This window comes from Methylobacterium sp. AC832 (assembly GCF_979256025.1).
The window spans coordinates 159,407-181,429 of record NZ_CEEDMV010000008.1; the positions used below are offsets into that span (position 1 = coordinate 159,407).

20 protein-coding genes, 1 tRNA gene and 1 pseudogene are annotated in these 22,023 nt (G+C 63.6%); 13 read left to right on the top strand and 9 right to left on the bottom strand.

Features of this window, described 5'->3' with window-relative positions:
* Positions 1 to 79: 79 nt before the first annotated feature.
* Both AC0IXR_RS21680 and AC0IXR_RS21685 read right to left on the bottom strand, forming a co-directional pair.
* Positions 80 to 547 carry a DUF6163 family protein gene (locus tag AC0IXR_RS21680; RefSeq protein WP_056454291.1) on the bottom strand — a complete coding sequence of 156 codons (468 nt, stop codon included), beginning with the start codon at positions 545 to 547 and terminating at the stop codon, positions 80 to 82.
* Complete coding sequence (locus tag AC0IXR_RS21685; RefSeq protein ID WP_471762132.1) at positions 544 to 1,608, bottom strand: enoyl-CoA hydratase/isomerase family protein; 1,065 nt, start codon at positions 1,606 to 1,608, stop codon at positions 544 to 546. Before AC0IXR_RS21685 ends, AC0IXR_RS21680 begins: the two co-directional genes overlap by 4 nt.
* Positions 1,609 to 1,855: 247 nt before the next feature.
* Here AC0IXR_RS21685 and hemB point away from each other — a divergent pair, with 247 nt between their 5' ends.
* The 4 genes from hemB to AC0IXR_RS21705 all read left to right on the top strand — a co-directional run bounded on the left by hemB (position 1,856) and on the right by AC0IXR_RS21705 (position 5,114).
* Positions 1,856 to 2,911 (top strand): porphobilinogen synthase, encoded by a 1,056-nt coding sequence (gene hemB / locus AC0IXR_RS21690; protein WP_056429287.1) that lies wholly within the window; start codon positions 1,856 to 1,858, stop codon positions 2,909 to 2,911.
* A gap of 1 nt (position 2,912) precedes the next feature.
* On the top strand, positions 2,913 to 3,284 hold the full coding sequence (locus AC0IXR_RS21695) for a hypothetical protein (RefSeq protein ID WP_471762133.1): 372 nt from the start codon (positions 2,913 to 2,915) through the stop codon (positions 3,282 to 3,284).
* Positions 3,285 to 3,456: 172 nt separating this feature from the next.
* Positions 3,457 to 4,515 carry a methyl-accepting chemotaxis protein gene (locus AC0IXR_RS21700; protein ID WP_471762135.1) on the top strand — a complete coding sequence of 353 codons (1,059 nt, stop codon included), beginning with the start codon at positions 3,457 to 3,459 and terminating at the stop codon, positions 4,513 to 4,515.
* Positions 4,516 to 4,616: 101 nt separating this feature from the next.
* Positions 4,617 to 5,114, top strand: a complete 498-nt coding sequence (locus AC0IXR_RS21705; protein WP_056429293.1) for an RDD family protein — start codon at positions 4,617 to 4,619, stop codon at positions 5,112 to 5,114.
* Positions 5,115 to 5,151: 37 nt separating this feature from the next.
* On the opposite strand, the gene AC0IXR_RS21710 is transcribed toward AC0IXR_RS21705, so the two are convergent.
* Complete coding sequence (locus tag AC0IXR_RS21710) at positions 5,152 to 6,381, bottom strand: glycosyltransferase family 2 protein (protein ID WP_311276390.1); 1,230 nt, start codon at positions 6,379 to 6,381, stop codon at positions 5,152 to 5,154.
* Positions 6,378 to 7,883, bottom strand: a complete 1,506-nt coding sequence (locus AC0IXR_RS21715) for an ArnT family glycosyltransferase (protein WP_471762137.1) — start codon at positions 7,881 to 7,883, stop codon at positions 6,378 to 6,380. The genes AC0IXR_RS21710 and AC0IXR_RS21715 overlap by 4 nt, the downstream gene beginning before the upstream one ends.
* Positions 7,884 to 8,380: 497 nt before the next feature.
* Between AC0IXR_RS21715 and AC0IXR_RS21720 the strand changes: the two genes are divergently transcribed.
* Complete coding sequence (locus tag AC0IXR_RS21720; protein ID WP_056429299.1) at positions 8,381 to 9,127, top strand: arginyltransferase; 747 nt, start codon at positions 8,381 to 8,383, stop codon at positions 9,125 to 9,127.
* Between the two features lie 48 nt (positions 9,128 to 9,175).
* Here AC0IXR_RS21720 and AC0IXR_RS21725 read toward each other — a convergent pair.
* A pseudogene (locus AC0IXR_RS21725) lies at positions 9,176 to 11,334 on the bottom strand (TonB-dependent receptor).
* A gap of 368 nt (positions 11,335 to 11,702) precedes the next feature.
* On the opposite strand from AC0IXR_RS21725, the gene purB reads away from it, so the two are divergent.
* The 5 genes from purB (at position 11,703) to AC0IXR_RS21750 (ending at position 17,570) form a co-directional block, all read left to right on the top strand.
* The gene (gene purB, locus AC0IXR_RS21730; protein ID WP_420604673.1) at positions 11,703 to 13,010 is read left to right on the top strand and encodes an adenylosuccinate lyase; all 1,308 of its coding nucleotides are present in this window, start codon (positions 11,703 to 11,705) and stop codon (positions 13,008 to 13,010) included.
* A gap of 103 nt (positions 13,011 to 13,113) precedes the next feature.
* Positions 13,114 to 13,959, top strand: a complete 846-nt coding sequence (locus AC0IXR_RS21735; protein ID WP_471762139.1) for a D-amino-acid transaminase — start codon at positions 13,114 to 13,116, stop codon at positions 13,957 to 13,959.
* Between the two features lie 91 nt (positions 13,960 to 14,050).
* Positions 14,051 to 14,389 (top strand): hypothetical protein, encoded by a 339-nt coding sequence (locus tag AC0IXR_RS21740; protein ID WP_207411630.1) that lies wholly within the window; start codon positions 14,051 to 14,053, stop codon positions 14,387 to 14,389.
* Between the two features lie 137 nt (positions 14,390 to 14,526).
* A complete protein-coding gene (locus AC0IXR_RS21745) occupies positions 14,527 to 15,819 on the top strand; it encodes an adenylosuccinate synthase (RefSeq protein WP_471762140.1) in 1,293 nt (430 codons plus the stop codon).
* A 182-nt stretch (positions 15,820 to 16,001) separates the two neighbouring features.
* Positions 16,002 to 17,570 carry a histidine kinase gene (locus AC0IXR_RS21750; RefSeq protein ID WP_471762142.1) on the top strand — a complete coding sequence of 523 codons (1,569 nt, stop codon included), beginning with the start codon at positions 16,002 to 16,004 and terminating at the stop codon, positions 17,568 to 17,570.
* 67 nt (positions 17,571 to 17,637) lie between these two features.
* Here the strand turns inward: AC0IXR_RS21750 and rpoH are convergent, their stop codons facing one another.
* Together rpoH and AC0IXR_RS21760 are read right to left on the bottom strand one after the other, a co-directional pair.
* Positions 17,638 to 18,528: an RNA polymerase sigma factor RpoH gene (gene rpoH / locus AC0IXR_RS21755; RefSeq protein ID WP_207411627.1), complete on the bottom strand. Its 891-nt coding sequence runs from the start codon at positions 18,526 to 18,528 to the stop codon at positions 17,638 to 17,640.
* A gap of 297 nt (positions 18,529 to 18,825) precedes the next feature.
* Complete coding sequence (locus AC0IXR_RS21760) at positions 18,826 to 19,827, bottom strand: RluA family pseudouridine synthase (protein WP_420604669.1); 1,002 nt, start codon at positions 19,825 to 19,827, stop codon at positions 18,826 to 18,828.
* A 291-nt stretch (positions 19,828 to 20,118) separates the two neighbouring features.
* Here AC0IXR_RS21760 and AC0IXR_RS21765 point away from each other — a divergent pair.
* From AC0IXR_RS21765 to AC0IXR_RS21775, 3 genes are all read left to right on the top strand, one after another.
* Positions 20,119 to 20,194, top strand: a tRNA-Glu gene (locus AC0IXR_RS21765).
* Between the two features lie 236 nt (positions 20,195 to 20,430).
* Positions 20,431 to 20,598 carry a hypothetical protein gene (locus tag AC0IXR_RS21770; protein ID WP_471762144.1) on the top strand — a complete coding sequence of 56 codons (168 nt, stop codon included), beginning with the start codon at positions 20,431 to 20,433 and terminating at the stop codon, positions 20,596 to 20,598.
* A gap of 38 nt (positions 20,599 to 20,636) precedes the next feature.
* Positions 20,637 to 21,086: a hypothetical protein gene (locus tag AC0IXR_RS21775; protein ID WP_056429320.1), complete on the top strand. Its 450-nt coding sequence runs from the start codon at positions 20,637 to 20,639 to the stop codon at positions 21,084 to 21,086.
* Between the two features lie 186 nt (positions 21,087 to 21,272).
* Here AC0IXR_RS21775 and AC0IXR_RS21780 read toward each other — a convergent pair whose 3' ends face one another.
* Positions 21,273 to 21,479: a hypothetical protein gene (locus tag AC0IXR_RS21780; RefSeq protein WP_156652671.1), complete on the bottom strand. Its 207-nt coding sequence runs from the start codon at positions 21,477 to 21,479 to the stop codon at positions 21,273 to 21,275.
* Positions 21,480 to 21,640: 161 nt separating this feature from the next.
* Positions 21,641 to 22,023: integrase core domain-containing protein (locus AC0IXR_RS21785; protein WP_471762145.1), on the bottom strand; the 383-nt coding region annotated here is incomplete at its 5' end.

Sequence of the window (22,023 nt, forward strand, 5' to 3'; positions counted from 1 at the left end):
ACGATTTAAGCGATAGGATGAATATGCGATTTACCTCTGTCGGTAAATGCAAAATGAAAGTAATCCAGTAAGGTGTTGTTTACCTGACCTCGCGAGCCGCAGCCCAAGACAAAGCGAAGTAGACCACAATGATACTTGCATGCGCAGCAAGGGACGGGACCGACATCGGCAGCAGATGCGGAGTGAGGATCGCCAGGGTGACGGCACTCGTGGCGGCCAACAACCAGACCACACCGCCCCAGGCGCTGGTCAGCCACATCCCGATCGCCGCCGTGAAGTCGATCACCGCGAAATAGACGATGACGGCTTGGCGGCCGAGGGGTTCGGCCTCGAAAGGACGGGCTCCGGGAAAGATATCGAGGATCGTCGCCCAGGTAGAGACGCCCTTTGCCAGCCAGAACATCGCCGTCAGGCGCATGAACCAGACCAGAACCACGTCCCAGCCCGTCTGCGGTGCACGCGGCGACCGCTCGATTCGGTCGCCGGCCATCTCGCTGGCGCGCCCGCGCCCGTCCCGCGTCGCACCGACCTTGGTCAGTCCCCTCATGATAAGATCCTTTCTGATCCATCGAACTTCGGCGCGTCGCCATCGGGCAGATCGGTGAAGGCCTCGGCGATCGCCGCCGGGTCCACCTCGGCCAGGGTTGCGGGTCGCCAGTCCGGGCGGTTGTCCTTGTCCACGAGCACGGCGCGGACCCCTTCCCGGAAGTCGTGCCAGTGCATGGCGCGCATGGCGAGGCGATACTCCGCCTGGATCGCCTCGGCGAAATCCATGGCGAGGCCGCGCTTCATCTGTTCGTGGGCGATACACAGGGAATGCGGGGAGCGCGTGCGCATCAATGCGGCGGCCTCCGTGGCGAAGGGCGACCCGTCCGAATCGAGCCTCGCCAGGATTTCGACGACGCTGTCGGCGGAGAAACAGGCCTCGATCGTACCGCCATGCGACGTGATACGGCCGACCTCCTGAAAGGCGGTCGCGTGGCGGTCGAAAGCCCGTCCGATGACGCTGCCTTCGGCCAGGTCATCCGTGATCGCGTCGAAATTTTCCGCCGCCGAATAATGGGTGGCGAGCCCCAGAGCGAGGGCATCTCCGGCGCCGATCCGGGCGCCGGTGAGGGCGAGATAATGTCCCGCGTAACCGGGCAGGCGCGGCAGCGCATGAGTCATTCCCACATCCGGAAAGAACCCAATTCCCACTTCCGGCATCGCCAGCGCGTAGCGCTCCGAGGCGACCCGATGGCTGCCATGCAGGGACAGTCCGACCCCGCCGCCCATCACGATACCCTCGATCAGGGCGATGTAGGGTTTGGTATAGCGCTTCACATAAGCGTTGAGGTGGTACTCGGCGAGCCAGAACTGCCTCACCTTCTCGTCCAGCCCCTGCCGCGCGAGGTCGTAGATCTGGCGGATGTCACCACCGGCGCAGAAAGCCCGGCCGCCCCGGCCACGCACGACCACGCGGGTGATCCTGTCGTCCCGCTCCCATTCGGCCAGGACGCGATACATCGCCGTCGACATGGAGAAGGTGAGCGCGTTCAGGGATTTAGGCCGATTCAGCGAGATGAGGCCAGCTTCGCCGCGCCGCTCGAACAGAATCTCCGGCTCCATCCATCGTCTCCGGTTGGCCTCCGGCGGGGGCTGTCTCGCCCCTCGTGGGGCTCGCGGGTTTCCACGCGGTCCGTGGTGCGAACATCGGGACATGCCACGCTCGCTGGGTCGCTTAGACGAACTCTGCCGAGACCCGTCAACATGCCCTGTCCATCGGGGAGCGGCGATCGGCCCGGGTTTCGAAGAGTTTTGGGGATGTGTTAGGCCGGCTCCGACGCGCCCGCGACGAGCATTCGAGACGAAGACCATGACCGAAGCGACCCCGACCCCGCGTCCCCTCGCCATCGAGACGGCCAAGGCGAGCTCCGCCGCGTCGCTGAGCATCACGCAGCGCCCCCGCCGCAACCGCAAGGCGGAGTGGTCGCGCCGCCTGGTGCGGGAAAATACCCTGACGGTGGATGATCTTATCTGGCCGCTCTTCGTCATCGAGGGGACCGGCCGACGCGAGCCCATCGCCTCGATGCCGGGGGTGGAGCGCCTCAGCGTGGACGAGGTGGTCCGCGACGCCGAGCGCGCGGCCCGGCTCGGAATCCCTGCGATTTCGTTCTTTCCCTATACCGACCCCGCCCTGCGCGACCCGACCGGATCGGAATCCCTGAACTCCAATAACCTCGTCTGCCGCGCGGTGCGTGCGGTGAAGAAGGCCGTGCCCGAGATCGGCGTGATGACCGACGTCGCCCTCGATCCCTATACCAGCCACGGCCATGACGGCCTGATCGAGGACGGGGCCATCCTCAACGACGAGACGGTGGCGCTCCTCGTGGAGCAGAGCCTGATCCAGGCCGAGGCGGGAACCGACATCATCGCCCCCTCCGACATGATGGACGGTCGCGTCGGCGCGATCCGGAGCGGCCTCGACAAGGCCGGCTTCCGTGACGTCCAGATCATGGCCTACGCGGCGAAGTATGCCAGTGCCTTCTACGGCCCGTTCCGAGATGCCATCGGCACGACGGCGGCCCTGGTGGGCGACAAGCGCACCTACCAGATGGATCCGGGCAATTCGGACGAAGCCCTCAGGGAAGTCGCCCTCGACCTCGACGAAGGCGCCGATTCCGTGATGGTGAAACCCGGCCTGCCCTATCTCGACATCATCCGGAGGGTGAAGGACGAGTTCGGCGTGCCGACCTTCGCCTACCAGGTCTCGGGAGAGTACGCGATGATCGAGGCCGCCGCCCTCAACGGCTGGCTCGACGGCACCCGTGCCATGACGGAGAGCCTCCTCGCCTTCAAACGCGCCGGCGCCGATGGCATCCTGACCTACTACGCCCCCCGTGTGGCCGAACGCCTGCGCGACGGCCTCTGAAATGCGCCGACGGGCCGTCATCGGCCCTGCTGCGCTCCTGCTTCTGGTCCCCCCCTTCCTGGCAGGCTGCGACAGCTCCATCGACCGGCAGCGGATCACCACCTGCCGGCGAACGCTTCCTGCGCTGGTGGCATCGGACCTCCCGCCCCGTCTGCTCCATGTCGGCCGTGGATCGGCGCCCGACAGCGTGCGCGTCGATTACGCCTTGGGCCAACGCCAGCACCGCATCGACTGCCTGTTCGACGGCGGCGCGGGTCTCATCGGCGTCCGCATGGACCACAAGGCGGTGTCGGGCGGAGCGCTTTTCATGCTTAAGAAATACTATCTCGAAACATTAGACTCCGAAGCAAACGACCCCGTGCCGGCGCGCTAGGCATTCGCGCGGTCTTGGCATTCTTATTGCTTTGGTTTCCTTGGGGAGGCGACAGGATTGTCTCTGACCGGCAGACCTCGAATCGTTCGCAGTCGCCTGCCGGCCAATCTCGATCTTGAATCGATATTTAAATACCAAGCGCTGAGCTTGGGCGGTCCATTTTGAGGATGCGATGTCGACAAAACTCAACGAGGCAGATCATCCAGCCGACAGTCTTTCGATGCTCGTGGAGACGTCGACCCAGCAGCTGAAAGCCCTCACTCACCGCAGCGTGGGATCGATCAAGTCCATCACCCGGCGTATGAATCTGCTGGCCCTTAACGCCCTCATCGAGGCCGCTCATGCGGGGGAACGCGGGGCCGGCTTCTCCGTCGTCGCCAATGAGGTCCGCACCGTTGCGGGTGAGATCGAGGGTCTCGTCTCAGGGCTCGGCAACGCCCTGGGAGACGGTGTCGACAACCTGACGCAGGCCGTGGAGCATCTCGCCAGCGAGACCCGCTCGGCCCGCTGTATCGATCTTGCCCTCAACGCCGTCGAGATCATCGACCGGAACCTCTACGAGCGCACATGCGACGTAAGGTGGTGGGCGACCGATGCCGCGGTCGTCGAGTGCGCGCTCGCCCCGTCGGAAGCGGCACGGAAACACGCCTCGCACCGGCTCGGAGTCATCCTCTCCGCCTACACGGTCTATCTCGATCTCTGGCTGTGCAGCCTCGACGGCAAGGTCATCGCCAATGGCCGGCCCGACCGGTTCAATGTGGTCGGCCAGGATGTGAGCCATGAGCCGTGGTTCGCCCGCGCGAAGCCGCTGACCTCCGGCGATGAGTTCGCGGTGGCCAACGTGGCCCGGGTCGCCGCGCTCAACGGGGCGCAGAGCGCCACCTATGTCGCCTCCGTGCGAGCAGGTGGTGAGACGAACGGCAAGGCGATCGGCTTTCTCGCGATCCATTTCGATTGGGAGCCGCAGGCACGCACCATCGTCGAGGGTGTCCGCCTCGCGCCGGCGGAGCGGGCTCATAGCCGTGTCATGCTGCTCGATGCCGAGAACCGCGTCATCGCCTGTTCCAAGGGCAACGGACTCCTCACCGAGCGCTATCCCCTCCGCACGGAGGGACGGAGCCAGGGAAGCTACATCGACGCAGCGGGGCGCCTCGTCGCCTTCCACGAGACCCCGGGCTACGAGACGTATCGCGGACTGGGATGGCGCGGCGTGATCGAGCAATCCGCCTGACTTCGAACCCGGCAAGGCCCGTGTGACCTTGAGCGAAGGCATGGGTCCTCCCATGTCTTCCCATGAAGGAGAATCGTCTCCCCTCCTAAAGGCTACCGGCCATGCTCAACACGCCCCCAGGCTACGACCCCGCCGGCTATGCCGAGCGTTTCGGGACCGGCTTTCCGAGCAACCTTCCGATGCCCTTCGTGCGGGCGAGCCTCGGCGCACGTTTCGTCGCCTATCTCCTCGACATCCTCTTCATCCTGGGCTTCACCGCGCTCCTCACCCTGGCGATCACGGTGCTCGGGGTGCTGACCTTCGGGCTCGGCTGGACCCTGTTCGCGATCCTTCCCGCCAGCGGCATCCTCTACAGCGCGGTGACGGTGGGCGGCGCCGCCCAGAGCACCTGGGGCATGCGGATGATGGGTTTGCGCGTGGTGACTCCGGCCAGCGGCCTGCGGGTGGATTTCCTCACCGCCGCCATCCACGCCCTGCTGTTCTACGTCGCCATCTCGACGTTCCTGCTTTGGTTCGTCGATATCCTGTTCGGCCTCATGAGATCGGACCGGCGCCTGGGCCACGACGTTCTCGTCGGCCTCGCGGTGGTGCGGCTCTGATCACACCGGGGGACGAGGTCCAAGGAGGATTTCGTCTCTACCGCGAGACGTAAGGGGGCTGCGCGATACCGATGTCTCCGCCGCCCTTCGATAGAACGGCGTCTCCCTCAGGCGCTTGCTTCTCCCGATCTTTCCGCTTGTCGAAGCGCCGCCAGACCGTGAGGGCCGACAATACGTAGTTGCAGGCGGCACCCACCAGGATGCCCACCCCCGTAGCCAGCCACCAGATGCCCGTCGCTGTGTAGATGAGGTGTGCGACCAGGATATTGTTGAACGCACCGCAGGAACAGGACAGGCAGAACACCGCAAGCCCTCGCAGCAGGTCGATCCCGACGATCCGCTGGTCCCGATATGTCAGGACGTTGTTCAGGAAAAAATTGGCCGTCATGGCGCCGAGCGTGGCAACAGTCTGAGACAGCAGGAAATTATCGTTCAGGACGTATAGCATCAGTCCCAGAAGGGCCAGATGGACAATGACACCTAGGCCACCGACCAGGGCGAAGGAGACGAACCGCGTAGGCAGTGCTCCGAAGACGGATTTCGCAATGAGAAGGACGGCGAAGTCGAAGAGAACCCTCTCGTCGAGCTTGCTTTGCCCGGTAAGCCGGGGGCCGAAGACGTAGGGAACCTCCTCGATCTTCATCGCCCGCCCACCCTGAACAAGGATGTCTGCGAGAAGCTTGAAGCCGTCGCGGCTCAGGCGCGGCTCGGCTTTCACCAGAATACTTCGGCGCATGAGGAAGAAACCGCTCATGGGATCGCTGGTCTGGACCCGCAGCAGAGCGCGTACCAGACGGTTGCCGGCATTGCTCAAGGCTTGTCGGACGGACGAAAAGGCCGCCACGTCGGGATCGTCGACATAACGGCTGGCGATGACGATGTCGCACTTGGTCGACGCCATCAGGTCGAGCATTGGCACGAGGGTCGCAGGCTCGTGCTGGAGGTCCGCATCCATGACCGCGACGAGTTCGGACCGCGCCGCGAGCATCCCCTCGATACAGGCTCCCGCCAGCCCGCGTCGTCCGGTCCGCGTGATGATTCTGATCCGGGAATCGGCCTTGGCCAAGCTCTCGACGACGGCTGAGGTGCCATCCGGGGAATCGTCGTCGACGACGATCACCTCGAACGGATGTCGGTCGAGCGAGGCGGCGATCCGGCCGCAGATGACCGCGATGTTATCCCGCTCGTTGAATGTCGGGATGACGATCGTGACGAGAGGCCGATCCGCATCGGGTGCGAACGTCGCCTGGGGCAAAGTGAGAGTCACTGGCGGCCTTTCGCGCCGATCCTGGGCTTCGGCCAGGTACCATCGAAACGGCTCGCCCGGACGATCTTCAGATCGTGCATCTTGCGCCCATTGAAAGTCAGACGGATGGGCGAGTCCTCCGAGAACGTCTCGAAATGACCGTCGAGATTATACCGGATTGCATCGGGATTGGCATACCTGTCGACGATGATGGCATCCATACCCCGGAAGCGCGCCGGATCCGCGAGATAGGTGAAGTGGATATTGTCTCCGGCGAGGCACAGGCTGCGGAACTGCTTTCGGATGGCATAGAAGGCCTTGGCGCAATCTTCCCAACGAGTGGCGGCAATGAAGGTGCGGGCGGGATCGACACCGCGAGCATTCAGCGCGGAGGGAAGATCGCTCCAATCGTAGAGTTCCAGGAGGATTGGATCCTGGTTTCGGAACGCTTTAGCCGGAGCGACCCGCTCGGCCCAGCCGGTAAAGGCATGTGACAGGAGTAGGCAGATCGCTACGATCGTTGTCGTGGCCAGCGTCGCGAGCCAGCGCCGCGCGGCGTCCGGCCGGTCGCTGGCTGCGAGGCCGTCCGCCCAGGCGCCTACGAGCGGCAGCAGGGGAAGATACCCCATGGACGCCCAGTGATAGCCGCGCAGTGGATGGCTGCTCCACACCATCACACCGAGGATGAACAGAAGAACGGGCGCCGCGAGACAGGCGAGAAGCCAGGGTCCTGCCTCCCTCGGGCCCTTTCCCAGGCTTCGATACAGCATGTAGAAGGCGGGAAAGAAGACGAGGGGGTGGACGATCATCACCTGAGTCAGGGTCCAGCGGAACGCTCTCGTGAGGTTCACGCTCCCGTTCCCTTCGGCGCGCGCACCCTGATACAGGAACGAAACCCAGCCGTGCTCCGCATTCCAGATGATGACCGGGAGGAGCGGCAGCAACAGGAAGACGAGGCCGAAATAGGTGGCCGGCCGAAGGAGCCAGCGCCTTCCCTCGGCTTGGCTCGCAACTGCGACGAGAAGGCCCGGCACAAGAAGGACCGCGAGATACTTCGAGGCAAGGGCACAACCGAACAGGAAGGCGCAGGCAAACCAGATCCCGTTGTCCTGCAGTCTTCGGGCGCCGAAATCGATGTGAAGGAAGGCAAGCAGGGCGGCTAGGATGAAAAGGGTCATCGGCCCGTTCGTCTGGGCCAGACTCCCATCCGACAATCCGAGAAGCGGGGACAGGGAGTAGGCGCAGACAGCGTAGAGACCGGCACGCGAATTGAAGATCCGCAGTGTGATCAGGTAGATCAGCCACCCCGAAACCACCGACATCACCAGGAATGGGAGGCGCACGATCAATGCATCGTCGGATCCGAACAGACGCATGACACCGGCGATCGTCCACCATGTCAGGGGTGGCTGATCGAAGAACGAGATCGACGGGTTCCTCGCGACGACAGCACCGTATGTTTCCATGAAGGTAAGGTCGAGAAACCGCACCGCGACCAGCCGGGCGATGAACGAGACGATCAAGATAACGATGACATGATGCGTATAATCGGCCGACCGAGCGGCATCCCCGAAGGGACTGGCCTTCGCGGCACTCGGCGGGTCGTAGCGCATCGGCGTTAGTTGGAGGGAGCTGATCTGACTAATTCCTTGTCCAGTCTTGCAAAAGTAGATCGACCGCGTCCGAGTCGCATGCCGGTCGTCTCGCGATCCTCCGATGTCGCGTCACGATTTTACCCCCGCTGATGGCAACGAACACAATTCCCGTGAGAATTTTGCTATCGTGTTTCAACTCACCGACATCACCCCGGTCACGACATGGGATGATTTCGTCCTGAATTGCCTCCGAAATACGGTCGCTCCCCACCCGGGCGCGGTGATACGCTCGGCGGGCCGACCATGCCAGCCTTCCCGCTGAAAATGAGATACCGCGACGTTCACCCACTTGAGACCTGGCACGGGGCGGGTACACTCATCGAGTGCGGGGAACGCTCCCGCCGGCCCCGAGGTCAGCAGCAAGCGTGACGAGCCATCCCCGAGACACCCCGCAATTCTATCTGACGGCACCTTCGCCCTGCCCTTATTTGCCGGGTCAGGAGGAACGGAAGGTGTTCACCCATCTCGTAGGTCGGCGCGCCCGTGACCTCAACGAGATCCTCACGCAGGGCGGCTTCCGACGCTCGCAGACCATAGCCTATCGCCCGGCCTGCGAGACCTGTCGGGCATGTATCTCCGTGCGAGTGGTGGTGGCGGATTTCCTGCCTTCGGCGAGCCATCGCCGCATCCTTCAGCGAAACGCCGATCTCATCGGCAATCCCGAGCCCAACCGCCCGGCCTCGGAGCAATACGCTCTCTTTCGCCGTTATCTCGATGCGCGCCATGGCGATGGCGGCATGGTCGACATGACCGTGCTCGACTACGCCATGATGATCGAGGACAGCCATGTGGACACCCATCTCGTGGCCTATCGCCGGCGTGGTCCCGATACGGCGATCAACGGGCGGGGCACCGGGCCGACCGTGGCCTTGTGCCTGACAGACGTGCTCTCCGACGGATTGTCGATGGTCTACTCGTTCTACGATCCGGCGGAGGCCCAGCGTTCGCTCGGGACCTTCATGATCCTCGACCATATCCGCCGCGCCGCTTCCCTCGGCCTGCCCTATCTCTATCTCGGCTATTGGGTGGATGGCTCACGCAAGATGGATTACAAGGCCCGCTTCCGACCCCAGGAGCGCCTGATGGGGCCGGGCTGGCAGCGGGTGGATTAGTCCGCCGCCCCGATCGCTCACCGGAGCGGCGTCGACGCGAACCACGCGTCAGAATTTGGCGATCACCTGAGCGCGAATGATCCTCGGTGCGCCCGGGCTGATGTTGTTGTTGCCGTCCGCCGTGGCGATGTAGCCCCGGTCGAAAAGATTCTCGATGTTGATCTGCGCCCGCACCAGATCCGTGACCTGATAGAAGAGGCCGAGATCGAAGCGGGTGTAGCCTGGGAGTCTGACCGTGTTGTCGGCTGCCGCGAACGTGTGGGTCTGATGGATCGCGCCGATACCGAACGAGAAGGACGGCGTGACCGCGAACTTATTCCATAGGGTGACGGCGTTGAACGGCACCAGTCCGACATGGTTGCCCGGGACGATAAGTGCCGAGCTGAACCCGCTGACGATGCGCGCATCGGTGAAGGCATAGCCGCCCGCGACCTGCCACCAATCGGTGACGAAACCGTTCGCGCCGATCTCGACACCCTTCGCGTTGGTCTGGCCGCTCAGCAGGAAGAAGCCAGGGCGGTTCGGATCGGCGAGCCGCTGGTTGAACCGGTCGAGGTCGTAGAGCGCGCCGGTGAGTTGGAGCGTCGACGAGAGGTCCCATTTCACGCCGACCTCGCGGTTCTCGAACCGCTCCGGCTCGGCGATGGCGAGCCCTTCGGACAGGGCGCTGAACTGGTCGCCGGCGGATGGCAGGTAGGAGATGCTGTAGTTGCCGTAGAAGGCGAGGCTGTCCACCGGCTTGAACACCAATCCGACCCTGGGCGACAGCAGATCATCGATGCGGGAATTGGTGACGTTGGTGCGCCGGTCCGTCGAGGAGAAATCGAAATGATCGTAGCGCAGGCCACCGATCACCTGGACATGGGGCCGATCTCGATCTGATCCTGGACGTAGACCGCAGCCAGTCCGAGGTCGTAGCGGCTGTTGGAGGACGAAGCCAGGTTGCGGAAACTGACGGGGACTCGCGAAACCGGTGAGAGCGGATTGACGGTCAGCGTCTGCGTTCCGGTCGTCGCGAAGAAGCCTTCCTCCCGGTAGGTGATGCCTTCCTGCTTGCCGAGTTCGAAACCCGCGAGCAGCGTATGGGCCAGCGGCCCCGTGGCGAATTTGTACGTGAAATCGTTCTGGTTGAAGAAGTTTGTCCTCGGCGTGTCGTTGTTGAACGCGCTGATATCGACGGTCGTCCCGGCGGCGTTCACCGCACCGCCGGCGCGGATGCTCGGATACACGACCTGATAGGCCTTGGCGTAATCGGCGTAGCGGAACTGGCTCCGCATCTCGACGCCCGAGGCGAAGCGGTGATCGAGAACCGCCGTCGCGATATGTGCATCCACGCGGGAGTAGCTGAGGTCGGGATTGCCGAAGAACGTTCTGATGTTGTCGCGATACCGATAGGGCCGCCCGAACTGGGACGGGATCCCGCGATCCGCCGTCCGATCGTCGTGGAAATACTCGTAGGACAGTTTCAGCGTGGTCTCGGGCCCGAGCAGGATCGTCGCCGTCGGATTGATGCCCCAGCGCCGCAGATCGACGTGGTCACGATAGGTGCTACTATCCTCGAACATTCCGTTGAGGCGGAAGAACACGCTGTCCGAGACCCGGTCGCCGACATCCACGGCCACCCTTTTATTGAAATACTGGCCACCCTGAAGGATGACTTCCCGAACGGGAGTTCCGGTGGCGTCCTTGAGCACGCGATTGACGACGCCCCCGCCGCCGCCGCGACCGAAGATCATTGCGTTCGGTCCCTTGAGCACTTCGATCCGCTCGACGTTGTAGAGATCGCGGTAGTACATCGCGTCGTCGCGCATGCCGTTGACGTAGAAATCGGCGCTGGATTGCTGCCCGCGGATCACGACCTCGTCCCGGTTGCCGGCACCCTGGTGCAGGAACACGCCGGGCACGTAGCGCAGGGCTTCGGTGACTCCCTGGAACCCCTGATCCTGGACTTGCTCGCGCGTAATGACCGTCACCGCCTGCGGGGTGTCGATCAGCTGGGTGTCCGTCTTCGTCGCGCTCCGGCTGCGGTTGGCGCGGTAGCCTGTAGTATGTCCCCCTGTTCCCTCGACATTGAGCTGGTCTAACGTGACTTCAACATGATGACCGGAATCGGGAATATCTGCCTGTGCTTTGGCTGCCCGCACGTCCGACATGAAAGGTACGGCTGTTAGAACCGTGATCAGACGTAGGCGGACAAAGGGGTGCATCGGTGCGCCTCAGTTATATTTGCAATATTCTGCATAAATAGCGATATATTCCGCTCATCGTGCAGATGCTATTTGTCTAATAGACACGCTAAATTGATCGGCAACCGGTTGCGGCCAGTTTGATAGCGACCTAGATTTTGGAATCTTTTGATAATTAATCTAGAATATCGCCCAAGTTTCAGGACATGCGATGGAAATCCCGTCATTAGTGCATCAGCTCGGCTATTCGGACGCCTCTGGTTTCGCCACTGCGATGCATAAATGTATCACTCCATACAGAGTGCTTCTGTGACGTCGCGTTGAGCGCAGCCTCCGCTCATGCTAGGCGCCAGCCTCATCGCTCCAACCCGTCCTGCCCGAGGCGTCGCATGATCCCCCGTTATAGCCGCCCCGAAATGACGGCGATCTGGTCACCCGAAAGCCGCTTCCGCATCTGGTTCGAGATCGAGGCTCACGCCACCACGGCGCTGGCCGAGATCGGCGTCGTGCCCAAGGAAGCTGCTGCGACGATCTGGGAAAAGGGCCGCGACGCGGTCTTCGACGTCGCCCGCATCGACGCCATCGAGGCGGTCACCAAGCATGATGTCATCGCCTTCCTGACGCATCTGGCCGAGATTGTGGGCCCCGATGCGCGGTTCGTGCACCAGGGCATGACCTCATCGGACGTCCTCGACACCTGTTTCAACGTGCAGCTCGTCCGGGCCGCCGACATCCTGATCAAAGATGTCGATGCGCTTCTCGCCGCGATCAAGCGCCGGGCATTCGAGCACAAGCTGACCCCGACCATCGGTCGCTCGCACGGCATCCATGCCGAGCCGGTGACCTTCGGCCTGAAGCTCGCCCAGGCCTATGCCGAGTTCGAGCGCGCCCGCGCCCGTCTCGTCGCCGCCCGCGAGGAAGTCGCCACCTGCGCGATCTCTGGCGCCGTCGGCACCTTCGCCAACATCGACCCGCGCGTGGAGGAGTATGTCGCCAAGGCGATGGGCCTCACCCCCGAGCCGGTCTCCACGCAGGTCATCCCGCGCGACCGCCACGCCATGTTCTTCGCCACCCTGGGCGTCGTCGCGAGCTCGGTGGAGCGTCTCTCCATCGAGGTACGCCACCTGCAGCGCACGGAAGTTCTGGAAGCGGAAGAGTTCTTCTCCGAGGGCCAGAAGGGCTCGTCGGCCATGCCGCACAAGCGCAATCCCGTCCTCACCGAGAATCTGACGGGTCTCGCCCGCATGGTGCGCTCGTTCGCCCTCCCCGCCATGGAGAACGTGGCGCTCTGGCACGAGCGCGACATCTCGCATTCCTCGGTGGAGCGCATGATCGGCCCCGACGCGACGGTAACTCTCGATTTCGCTCTGGCGCGACTGACCGGCGTGATCGACAAGCTGCTGATCTATCCCGAGCAGATGCAGCGAAATCTCGACAAGCTCGGCGGCCTCGTCCACTCGCAGCGGGTGCTGCTGGCCCTGACGCAGGCGGGCGTATCCCGCGAGGACGCGTATCGCCTGGTCCAGCGTAACGCCATGCCGGTCTGGCGCGGCGAAGGCGACTTCCTCACCCTGCTGAAGGCCGATGCGGACGTCACCGCGTCGCTGAGCCCGGAGCAGATTGAGGAGTGCTTCGACCTCGGCTACCATTTCAAGCACGTGGACACGATTTTTTCGCGCGTTTTCGGTACGGCCTGAGCCAGGACCGTAACCCGACGTGGTGATCCGCGGAGCACATTTCGTGCTTCGTGGATCGCGTAGCGGCGTAGCCGCCGTTTCTGCCCGGAGAAGAGGAAGTTCGATGTCGCGCATCGTCTACGTCAACGGCGAGTTCGTGCCTTTCGAGGCGGCGACCGTGTCGATCATGGACCGGGGCTTCCTGTTCGCGGACGGCATTTATGAAGTGTCGGCCGTCCTCGGCGGCCGTCTCGTGGACAACGCGGCGCATCTGGCCCGGCTCGACCGGTCGCTGGGCGAGATCGGCATTCGCAATCCCTACCCGACCGAAGAGTGGATCCGGCTCGAGACCGAACTGGCGCGCCGCAACGGCGTCGACGAGGGTCTCGTCTACATGCAGGTGACACGGGGCGCCTACGAGCGGGATTTCGCCTTCCCGCCGGCCGAGACCGAACCCACCGTGGTGATGTTCACGCAGGCCAAGACCGTGGCCAGGAACCCGCTGGCGGAGCGGGGCGCCAAGGTCATCACCGTCCCCGACATCCGCTGGAAGCGGCGCGACATCAAGTCGGTGGCGCTCCTCGCCCAGGTTCTGGCCAAGCAGGAAGCGGCCAAGGCCGGCGTCGCGGAAGCCTGGATGGTGGAGGACGGTTTCGTCACCGAGGGCTCCTCGTCGACCGCCTTCATCATCACCGGCGGAAAGGTGGTCACCCGCCCGCTCTCCACGGCCCTGCTGCCCGGCATCACGCGCCTCGCCGTCATGCACCTTGCCGAGGAAGCAGGCCTGACGATCGAGGAGCGACTGTTCTCCGTGGAGGAGGCGTTCGCGGCTGAGGAGGCCTTCTACACCAGCGCGTCCGCCTTCGTGATGCCCGTCATCGACATCGACGGGCACGAACTGGGCGACGGCAAGCCGGGCGCGCTGACGAAGCGGCTGCGCGCACTTTATCTGGAGATGGCCGGGGCATAAGGGCGGGCCGGTCTCATCCGTCATCCGGCGCCGCCATAGGAACTGCATCGCCGCCGGAGCGGTTTGTCTCCCGACTTTCTGGGGGACATCGATGCCGAGACCGTTTCGTCACGCCGCACTGCTTGCTTTCGCCCTGACGGCGTCGGGCGCCTATGCCCAGTCGCCCGATGCACCGCTGAAAGGGCGCGACACCTCCCCGAACATCCCGCCCTCCACGGAGACGGTGCCGGAGAAGGTTCGTCCGTCCGAGGAAGGGACCGGCGGCTCGACCTTGAGCGACAAGCTCGAGAAGAACGACGGCGTCATCACGCCGCCCGGTAATTCCGCCCCGGGCCTGGTGGTCAAGCCTCCCGAGTCCGAGAACAGCGGCATGCCGGTGATCAAGCCGGGCCAGTTGCCGGGCCGCGAACCGGGGACGGAAGCGCGCTAGGAATTGGGCGCGCCCCCAGCCTTCGGGCGCGGTTTGCTTGATTTCCTGCGAGGGATCGCGGAAAGACCCCGGAGATGCGTGTCGGTCCGCCTTCGCGGCGGGGCGTTTCCACGCGGGCACCGGACAGGTTGAAGTGAATGGCGAACGTCGTCGTCGTGGGCGCCCAATGGGGCGACGAAGGCAAGGGTAAGATCGTCGACTGGCTCTCGGAGCAGGCCGACGTGGTGGTCCGCTTCCAGGGCGGCCACAATGCCGGGCACACGCTGGTCATCGATGGCGTGACCTACAAGCTCGCCCTGCTCCCGTCCGGCGTCGTGCGGGGCGGAAAACTGTCGGTGATCGGCAACGGCGTCGTCGTTGATCCGTGGCACCTCGTGGACGAGATCGCCCGGCTTCAGGCGCAGGGCGTCGAGATCTCGCCAAACAGCCTCCGCATCGCCGACAACGCGACGCTGATCCTGCCGCTTCACCGCGAACTCGACCACTTTCGCGAGACCTCCAATGCCGGCCTGAAGATCGGCACGACCAAGCGCGGCATCGGCCCCGCCTACGAGGACAAGGTCGGCCGCCGCGCCATCCGCGTGGTGGATCTGGCCGACGAGAGCACGCTGGAATCGAAGATCGAGCGGGTCCTCACCCACCACAACGCATTGCGCCGGGGCCTCGGGATCGACGAGGTCGATGCCGGCGCGCTCCTCGCCGAACTGAAGGCGATCGCGCCGACGATCCTCCCCTACGCCACAACCGTCTGGAAGCTCCTCGACGATGAGCGCCGGGCGGGCAAGCGCATCCTGTTCGAGGGCGCGCAGGGTGCCCTCCTCGACGTCGATCACGGCACCTACCCGTTCGTCACCTCCTCCAACATCGTCGCCGCTCAGGCCGCCACCGGTTCGGGCATGGGACCTTCGGCGATCGGCTACGTGCTGGGTATCGCCAAGGCCTATACGACGCGCGTGGGCGAAGGCCCGTTCCCCACCGAACTGTTCGATGAAATCGGCGAAACGATCGGGGCCAAGGGCCGCGAATTCGGCGTCAATACGGGGCGCAAACGTCGGTGCGGCTGGTTCGACGCCGTTCTGGTGCGCCAGACCGTCCGAACCTCAGGCATCGACGGCATCGCCTTGACCAAGCTCGACATCCTCGACGGGTTCGACGAGATCAAGGTCTGCACTGGGTACCGCCTCGATGGCCAGGTTCTTGACCATTTGCCCGCCAATCAAGCGGCACAGGCCAAGGTCGAGCCGATCTACGAGATCATCGAAGGCTGGTCCGGCACCACCGCGGGTGCGCGCTCATGGGCCGATCTTCCCGCCCAGGCAATCAAGTATGTACGGCGGATCGAAGAACTGATCGGGACACCCGTGGCGTTGCTCTCGACGTCGCCGGAGCGCAACGACACCATCCTGATGCACAATCCCTTCGAGGATTGAGCGTCCGGCTGAGGCTTCAGCACTTGGGGTAGCGACAAGGCGACCGGTGGCAATTTCCCGAGTGATCAAGCGCTGTAGGGCTGGTGGGTGCCTCGTTCGAGGGACAGGCATCGCGGATCATGCGGTCGCGCCCCGCCGGGCGCCCATATCTGGACGGTGAGAACAGGGCGGACCGAGGTTCGATGGCCGATTATTACCCTTTGCTGGCACGAGCGCTTCAAGCGATGCCGGATCGGTCTCCCGCCCTGCGCAAGGCGGTCTATGACCGGGCGCGCGGCGCTCTGATCGGACAGCTCCGGTCGCTCGAACCACCGCTATCCGAAGCCGACATCGACCTCGAGAGCAAAGCCCTCGAAACCGCCATCGAACGGGTCGAGAACGAATTTGGCGAGCCGCCGGCCGCCGCGGCCAACGATGTCGTGCCGCCGATCTTCGTTGCCCCCGAGGAGCGCGACACTCTGCCGGAAGCGGCGGCTCCGGATCGATTACCGGAACCGACCAAGCGCGACTTCGCCGAACCGACCCTGCCGCCCGCACCTGAGCCAAACTTGGGCATTCGGCCCTCGCGGCCGGATCGCTCGCGTGTTGCAAACGCAGACGCGTCGCCACCCAAGTCTCTTCCCCCGGCAGCGGAACAGGTGCCTGTCTCAGACGGCCCTGCTACGGTCTTGCCGATCAAGCCGCGGAAGGCGAAATCTGCCGACAGGGTCGCCGACCGGAAGGCTGCGCGAGACGCTGCGAAGATGACCTCGGGCGCTGAGACGCCATCTGGTCAATCCACGGAGTCGGAATTACCCATAGAACCATCGATCGAAGCGCCGCCCGCCGAGCGTGACGCGGCGGGCATGCCTGTCGATTCCTCGAATGCGCGGCATCGTCCACGGATCGACGTCGTCGCCCCGCGTAAGGGCCGCCCTCGCCTTCTCCGGAATGTCTTCGTGGGAAGCGTTCTCCTGGTCGTCGTCGGGCTCATCGCGGTAGCGGCCTTCATGCTTCGCGACAAACCTTCGGACCTGCAGCCTGGAATCACGGAGACACAAGAGGAGGGGTCCGATCCGGCGGCATCGAAATATGCAGATCGGATCGGCGGTGACGCTCCCGCCCTCCCGGAGCGACGCGACCAGACCTCTCGTCAGGCTCCCGCCCGCCCGACGACGGCAACGCCGGATGCCGGCAAGGCACCGACCCAGCCCGATGTGGCGGTCGCACAGCGGGCCGTTCTTTTCGAAGAGAATACAGCGGGCGGAAATGCACAGCCGATCACCTTCCAGGGCATGGTGGTCTGGCGTCTCGAGGCGATGAATGGCGAACAGGGCCAGCCACTGGAGACCGTGATCCGGGGGCGTGTGACCTTTGCCGATGCTGGCCTGTCGCTGGTGATGACGATCCGACGGAACCTCGATCCCACCTTTCCTGCGTCCCACACCATCGAACTTGCCTTCACCACCACCAGCCCCGCCGGGGATACGCATGCGGTGCAAGATGTCGGCCTTCTGAGTGCAAAGGATGAAGAAGGGGGCCGGGGATCGCCTGTCTCGGGCCTGCCGGTACGCGTCAAGGAGAACCTGTTCCTGATCGGCCTGTCCTCGCTTCAGGCCGATGTAGACCGGAACACCGACCTGTTGGAGCATCGCAACTGGTTCGACCTACCGATGAAGTTCGTCTCGGGCCCTCGTGGCGTCCTGACTTTCGAGAAGGGCACTTCGGGCAATCAGGTCGTCCGCTCGGCCTTCGAGCAATGGCGTCGGTAGGCACAAAAAAGGCCGGTTCCGCATCAGCGAAACCGGCCTTCTTTCTAAGTGCCTCTCGGAGGAAACTTCAGGCGTGAGCTGCCGCCCGCGGGGCCTCGCGGGTAGCAAGGTTGCGTTTCACCGCCTCCTGGATCTTCTCGAAGGCTCGAACCTCGATCTGTCGAACGCGCTCGCGCGAGACTCCAAACTCGCCTGACAGGTCTTCGAGGGTGATCGGGTCGTCTGCCAGTCGGCGCGCCTCGAAGATGCGACGCTCACGCGGGTTCAGGACCGACAGCGCATCGCGCAAGGCGGTCAGCCGGTTCTGGCCCTCTTCCTCGCGGGCGAGCACGGTTTCCTGACTCGGGCTGTTGTCCACCAGCCAATCCTGCCACTCGCCCTCACCTTCCTCGCGGAGGGGAGCGTTGAGGGAGGTATCGCCGGACAGGCGGCGATTCATGTCGATTACGTCCTGCTCGGGCACGCCGAGCTTGACCGCGATCTGAGCCACCTGGTCGGGTTTCAGATCCCCTTCATCCAGGGCTGAGATCTTGCCCTTGGCCTTACGGAGGTTGAAGAACAGCTTCTTCTGGTTTGCGGTGGTGCCCATCTTCACCAGCGACCAAGAGCGTAGAATGTACTCTTGGATCGCAGCCTTGATCCACCACATAGCATAGGTGGCGAGTCGGAAGCCCTTGTCCGGCTCGAACCGCTTGACCGCTTGCATGAGGCCGACATTCCCTTCGGACACGACTTCGCCGATGGGAAGGCCATAACCACGGTAACCCATGGCGATCTTGGCCACGAGCCGGAGATGCGATGTCACGAGCCGGTGCGCCGCATCGCGGTCGCCCTTTTCACGCCAGCTCTTGGCAAGCGTGAACTCCTCGTTCGGCTCGAGCATCGGAAACTTGCGGATCTCATCGAGGTAGCGCGAAAGTCCACCTTCGGTGGCGAGCACGGGTAGTGCGCCTGCCATAGTCATCTCTCCCTACAAGGTCCCCCATCCGGGCAGACCAGAAACGAACCGCCGCTCTATGAGCCGACCGTCCCACTCCCCGAGCCTACCCGGAAAGAAAACGGTACGGTAGCGGTCCGTGACTCGAACCTGGCTAACAACGCGCCAGTGAGCCGATGGCTCGAAGGTGACACGAAAGGCCGCGGGTCGGGGTGCGCCCGCACACCTGTTTGCCGGCCATCCTTGACAGGCGCAACTCCGCAACAGTAGTGGGGATCGACGGTTCCGCTCCGATTCCCAAAGACGCTGCTTAGCTTTTCAAGGCTTCAATGGCACCCGCAAGGCAGCGATGAGGGCAGCCATATCCGGCGGGATCGGGCTTTCGAACCGCAGCACCTCGCCGGTGCGTGGATGCTCGAAACCCAATATGGCCGCGTGAAGCGCCTGCCGACCCAAAGCTTCGAGCTTGGCCCGCGCCGCTTCGCCGAGTCGGCCGGCCTTGGTCTTAAAGGCGTTGCCATAGACCGTATCGCCGAGAAGCGGATGGCCGCGATGACTGAGATGGACGCGGATCTGATGCGTCCGTCCGGTCTCGAGCCGGCAACGGACGAGGGCGACTTCGGCGCCAGCGTTTAGGATCTCCTCGACGACGTAATGGGTGATGGCTGTACGGCCCTCCCCCGGGCGCATGACGGCGATCTTCTCGCGATTGCGCTGGCTGCGCGCGAGCTCGACATCGATCGTGCCCAGCCGGGGCTCCGGCGCTCCCCAGGTCAGGGCGAGATACGCACGCTCCAGCGGTCCGTTACGGCCATGGTCGGCAAACTGCGCCGTGAGCCCCTTATGGGCCAGATCGTTCTTGGCGACGACGAGGAGACCGCTCGTGTCCTTGTCGAGCCGGTGCACGATACCAGGCCTCCGTACACCGCCGATCCCCGACAGGCTCTCGCCGCAATGAGCGATGAGGCCATTCACAAGGGTTCCAGCATCGTGACCGGGCGCCGGGTGAACCACCAGCCCCGCCGGCTTGTCGATGACGATCAGGTCGTCGTCCTCGTGAACGATAGCGAGATCGAGGGCCTCCGCCATCGGCGTCGCATCCACCGGCGTAGGAATCGTCACGTCGAGGACGGCGCCTCCGCTGACCTTCAGGGAGAGGTCCAGAACGACGATTCCATCCTTGCTCACCTGACCGGTACGGATCAGCTCCTGCAACCGCGAACGCGACACGTCCGGCAGCGCGCGGGCGAGCGCCCTGTCGATGCGCTCCGCCTGTGCGTCCAGGTCGAGGACGACACGGCGGTCCTGCGGTTCTTGCACGATATGATCTCTTTCGATGCCGATGAAATTTAAGCGCTCGGGAGGCCTTGCTCCCCCGCCCGACCGTCGCTATACGATCGCCAGCCGCCCGGAAAGCTCCCATCGTCTAGCGATCTAGGACGTCTTGATACCCCTAACCATCCTGCCATGTGTGTAGGTTCAAGGGGTTAGGGTTGGTATCCCTACCATCGAAGCCTGCGGGCCGAAGGTTGGCTGCCAAAGTCCTATCCAAGGGAGTTGACTTCGTGTTGTTAGTAAGAGTAGTCCTAGCGGTGCACTAGGACTATATGCGCTCCCTTCGTCTAGCGGTCTAGGACGTCGCCCTCTCACGGCGAAAACAGGGGTTCGATTCCCCTAGGGAGCGCCAAAATACATAGCTAGTGGTTCTTAATACTTTCAAATTCGAATAAATCATCGCCGTTCGTTGATCGGTTGAGGACATTGGCCCTTTGATGCTATGGAGACCGGCTAGATCCCCGCGGAGCACGCCATGGTTCTAGTTTTACATAAAGGCTCAGGTTATTATTCGCGGACTGGCTCAAGATGTCGGAAGCACTAAGAGACCTCTTTAGGAGTTCGCTGAGCCCCGATCATATTCGTTTCATGGACGAAATCGAGGCGCAGTCCGGGGTGCGGATAGACGTCGAGCACCTGGAGCCGGGTGATACCGCAGCCATGGGTATGCGCTGCTACGCCGGTACGATCAGGATCGAAGTCCCCACTCGAACGCAATCCACCCTCCTGCCGCGTTTCATGAGCTGCAACACCTAGACCACTACTTTGTACAGGGCGTCCCAGCCATGGGGTGTATGGACCAGCCGGCGGATCCGAATGATCGGCTGCGCATCGGGCTACTGGAAAATCCAGTCGAGCACCTCGTGATCGTACCCCAGGCCGGCGAGCGGAACATGAGGGACGAGGCGTTCTGGAACGAACGGGTGAGGAAAGGTTGGCTTCACCTCGATAATAGCGGTCCTGGTTATCTCTATGATCGGAAGCAGTGCGTGCTGCTTAATTGGCTGCAGACCCACCTTGCGACCGACCCCAACGTGACTGCCTTTGCCGAGAGCGTGCTGGCGGCCGAGGGCACGGCCCTAGAAACCGTGACCCGTGCAGTATGCGAGGCTGCCCTAGAAGAGATCGACGACAAGGTCGAGCTGACCCGGATCGTGACCGCGGGGCTGAACATCCCACCGCGCCGCGTCCAGCTGCAGACCTTCGACAAGGCCACGGGATCGTTCACCTACCGGCCCCTATAACGTTCATGACCAGCTACGCAGGAGCGATCTGATCCGTCGGGCATACCGGCCGTAGCTTTTGACGATTTTTTCCAGGGCATCGGCAAGGCCTGGGGAGCTGAAGGCGCGGCCATCCTTGCTCTCGATGGCACCGTCCTCGGCCCTCGTGAGCCCTCGTGCGTTGAGCCGCCGAGGATCGATGAAGTTCTATACTGCCTCGACCTCGGTTTCGGTGAGGGCGAGATGGTTGGCGAGAGGGGCCTGGCCGCCCTGCGCACGGGCATCACCGGGCAACCGCAAGGTCGGGGCGTTGCGCAGGCTCTTCAGGATATCGAGTTGCGATTTCAAGCTGCGGTTCTGGGCGATGACGAGCCCGACCTGATGCCTCAGGGCAACATCGTCGATGCCGGCCACGTCGTCCGGAGATAGCAACTCGTTGGGTGATGGCTGATGCCTTTGCGGACCGTTCGACGCGAGCACGAACTCCGCGGCACCTGGCCTGCCCCCATTCGGTGGCCCAGGTTCGAAGTTAGTGCATCGTCGGTCTGGAGTTGACCCGCTTTGTGGTCCACGGCTTATGCAAGTTCTCGGGCTGTGACAGCTTGGTTGGCGAAGGCTCGGGGCGTCAAGCCGCCCAGAGCCGTGTGGGGTCGATCTTCGTTGTAGTGGCACCTCCATTCCTCGATGCGCTCACGGGCATCGGCCAGCGACAGGAACCACGAGGCGTTCAGGCACTTTGCCTGTAGACGACGGTTGAACGACTCGATGTAGGCGTTGTCGGTCGGCTTGCCCGGTCGGGAGAAGTCGATCTCGACCCCATTCAGGTAGGCCCACTGGTCGAGCATGCGACCGGCAAACTCCGGCCCATTGTCGACCCGCAAGCTCTTGGGCCGCCCCCTCAGCCGGACCAAGGCATCGAGAGCCTCGGTCACTTGGAAGGCGCGGAAGTTGGCTCTCG

Excerpts from the sequence above, each read along its gene's own strand:
- AC0IXR_RS21740 (WP_207411630.1), top strand. The coding sequence starts at position 14,051 with ATGCCGAGACCGTTTCGTCACGCCGCACTGCTTGCTTTCGCCCTGACG.
- AC0IXR_RS21695 (WP_471762133.1), top strand. The coding sequence starts at position 2,913 with ATGCGCCGACGGGCCGTCATCGGCCCTGCTGCGCTCCTGCTTCTGGTC.
- AC0IXR_RS21770 (WP_471762144.1), top strand. The coding sequence starts at position 20,431 with ATGGACGAAATCGAGGCGCAGTCCGGGGTGCGGATAGACGTCGAGCAC.
- AC0IXR_RS21735 (WP_471762139.1), top strand. The coding sequence starts at position 13,114 with ATGTCGCGCATCGTCTACGTCAACGGCGAGTTCGTGCCTTTCGAGGCG.
- AC0IXR_RS21750 (WP_471762142.1), top strand. The coding sequence starts at position 16,002 with ATGGCCGATTATTACCCTTTGCTGGCACGAGCGCTTCAAGCGATGCCG.
- AC0IXR_RS21775 (WP_056429320.1), top strand. The coding sequence starts at position 20,637 with ATGGACCAGCCGGCGGATCCGAATGATCGGCTGCGCATCGGGCTACTG.
- hemB (WP_056429287.1), top strand. The coding sequence starts at position 1,856 with ATGACCGAAGCGACCCCGACCCCGCGTCCCCTCGCCATCGAGACGGCC.
- AC0IXR_RS21745 (WP_471762140.1), top strand. The coding sequence starts at position 14,527 with ATGGCGAACGTCGTCGTCGTGGGCGCCCAATGGGGCGACGAAGGCAAG.
- purB (WP_420604673.1), top strand. The coding sequence starts at position 11,703 with ATGATCCCCCGTTATAGCCGCCCCGAAATGACGGCGATCTGGTCACCC.
- rpoH (WP_207411627.1), bottom strand. The coding sequence starts at position 18,528 with ATGGCAGGCGCACTACCCGTGCTCGCCACCGAAGGTGGACTTTCGCGC.
- AC0IXR_RS21685 (WP_471762132.1), bottom strand. The coding sequence starts at position 1,608 with ATGGAGCCGGAGATTCTGTTCGAGCGGCGCGGCGAAGCTGGCCTCATC.
- AC0IXR_RS21705 (WP_056429293.1), top strand. The coding sequence starts at position 4,617 with ATGCTCAACACGCCCCCAGGCTACGACCCCGCCGGCTATGCCGAGCGT.
- AC0IXR_RS21680 (WP_056454291.1), bottom strand. The coding sequence starts at position 547 with ATGAGGGGACTGACCAAGGTCGGTGCGACGCGGGACGGGCGCGGGCGC.
- AC0IXR_RS21700 (WP_471762135.1), top strand. The coding sequence starts at position 3,457 with ATGTCGACAAAACTCAACGAGGCAGATCATCCAGCCGACAGTCTTTCG.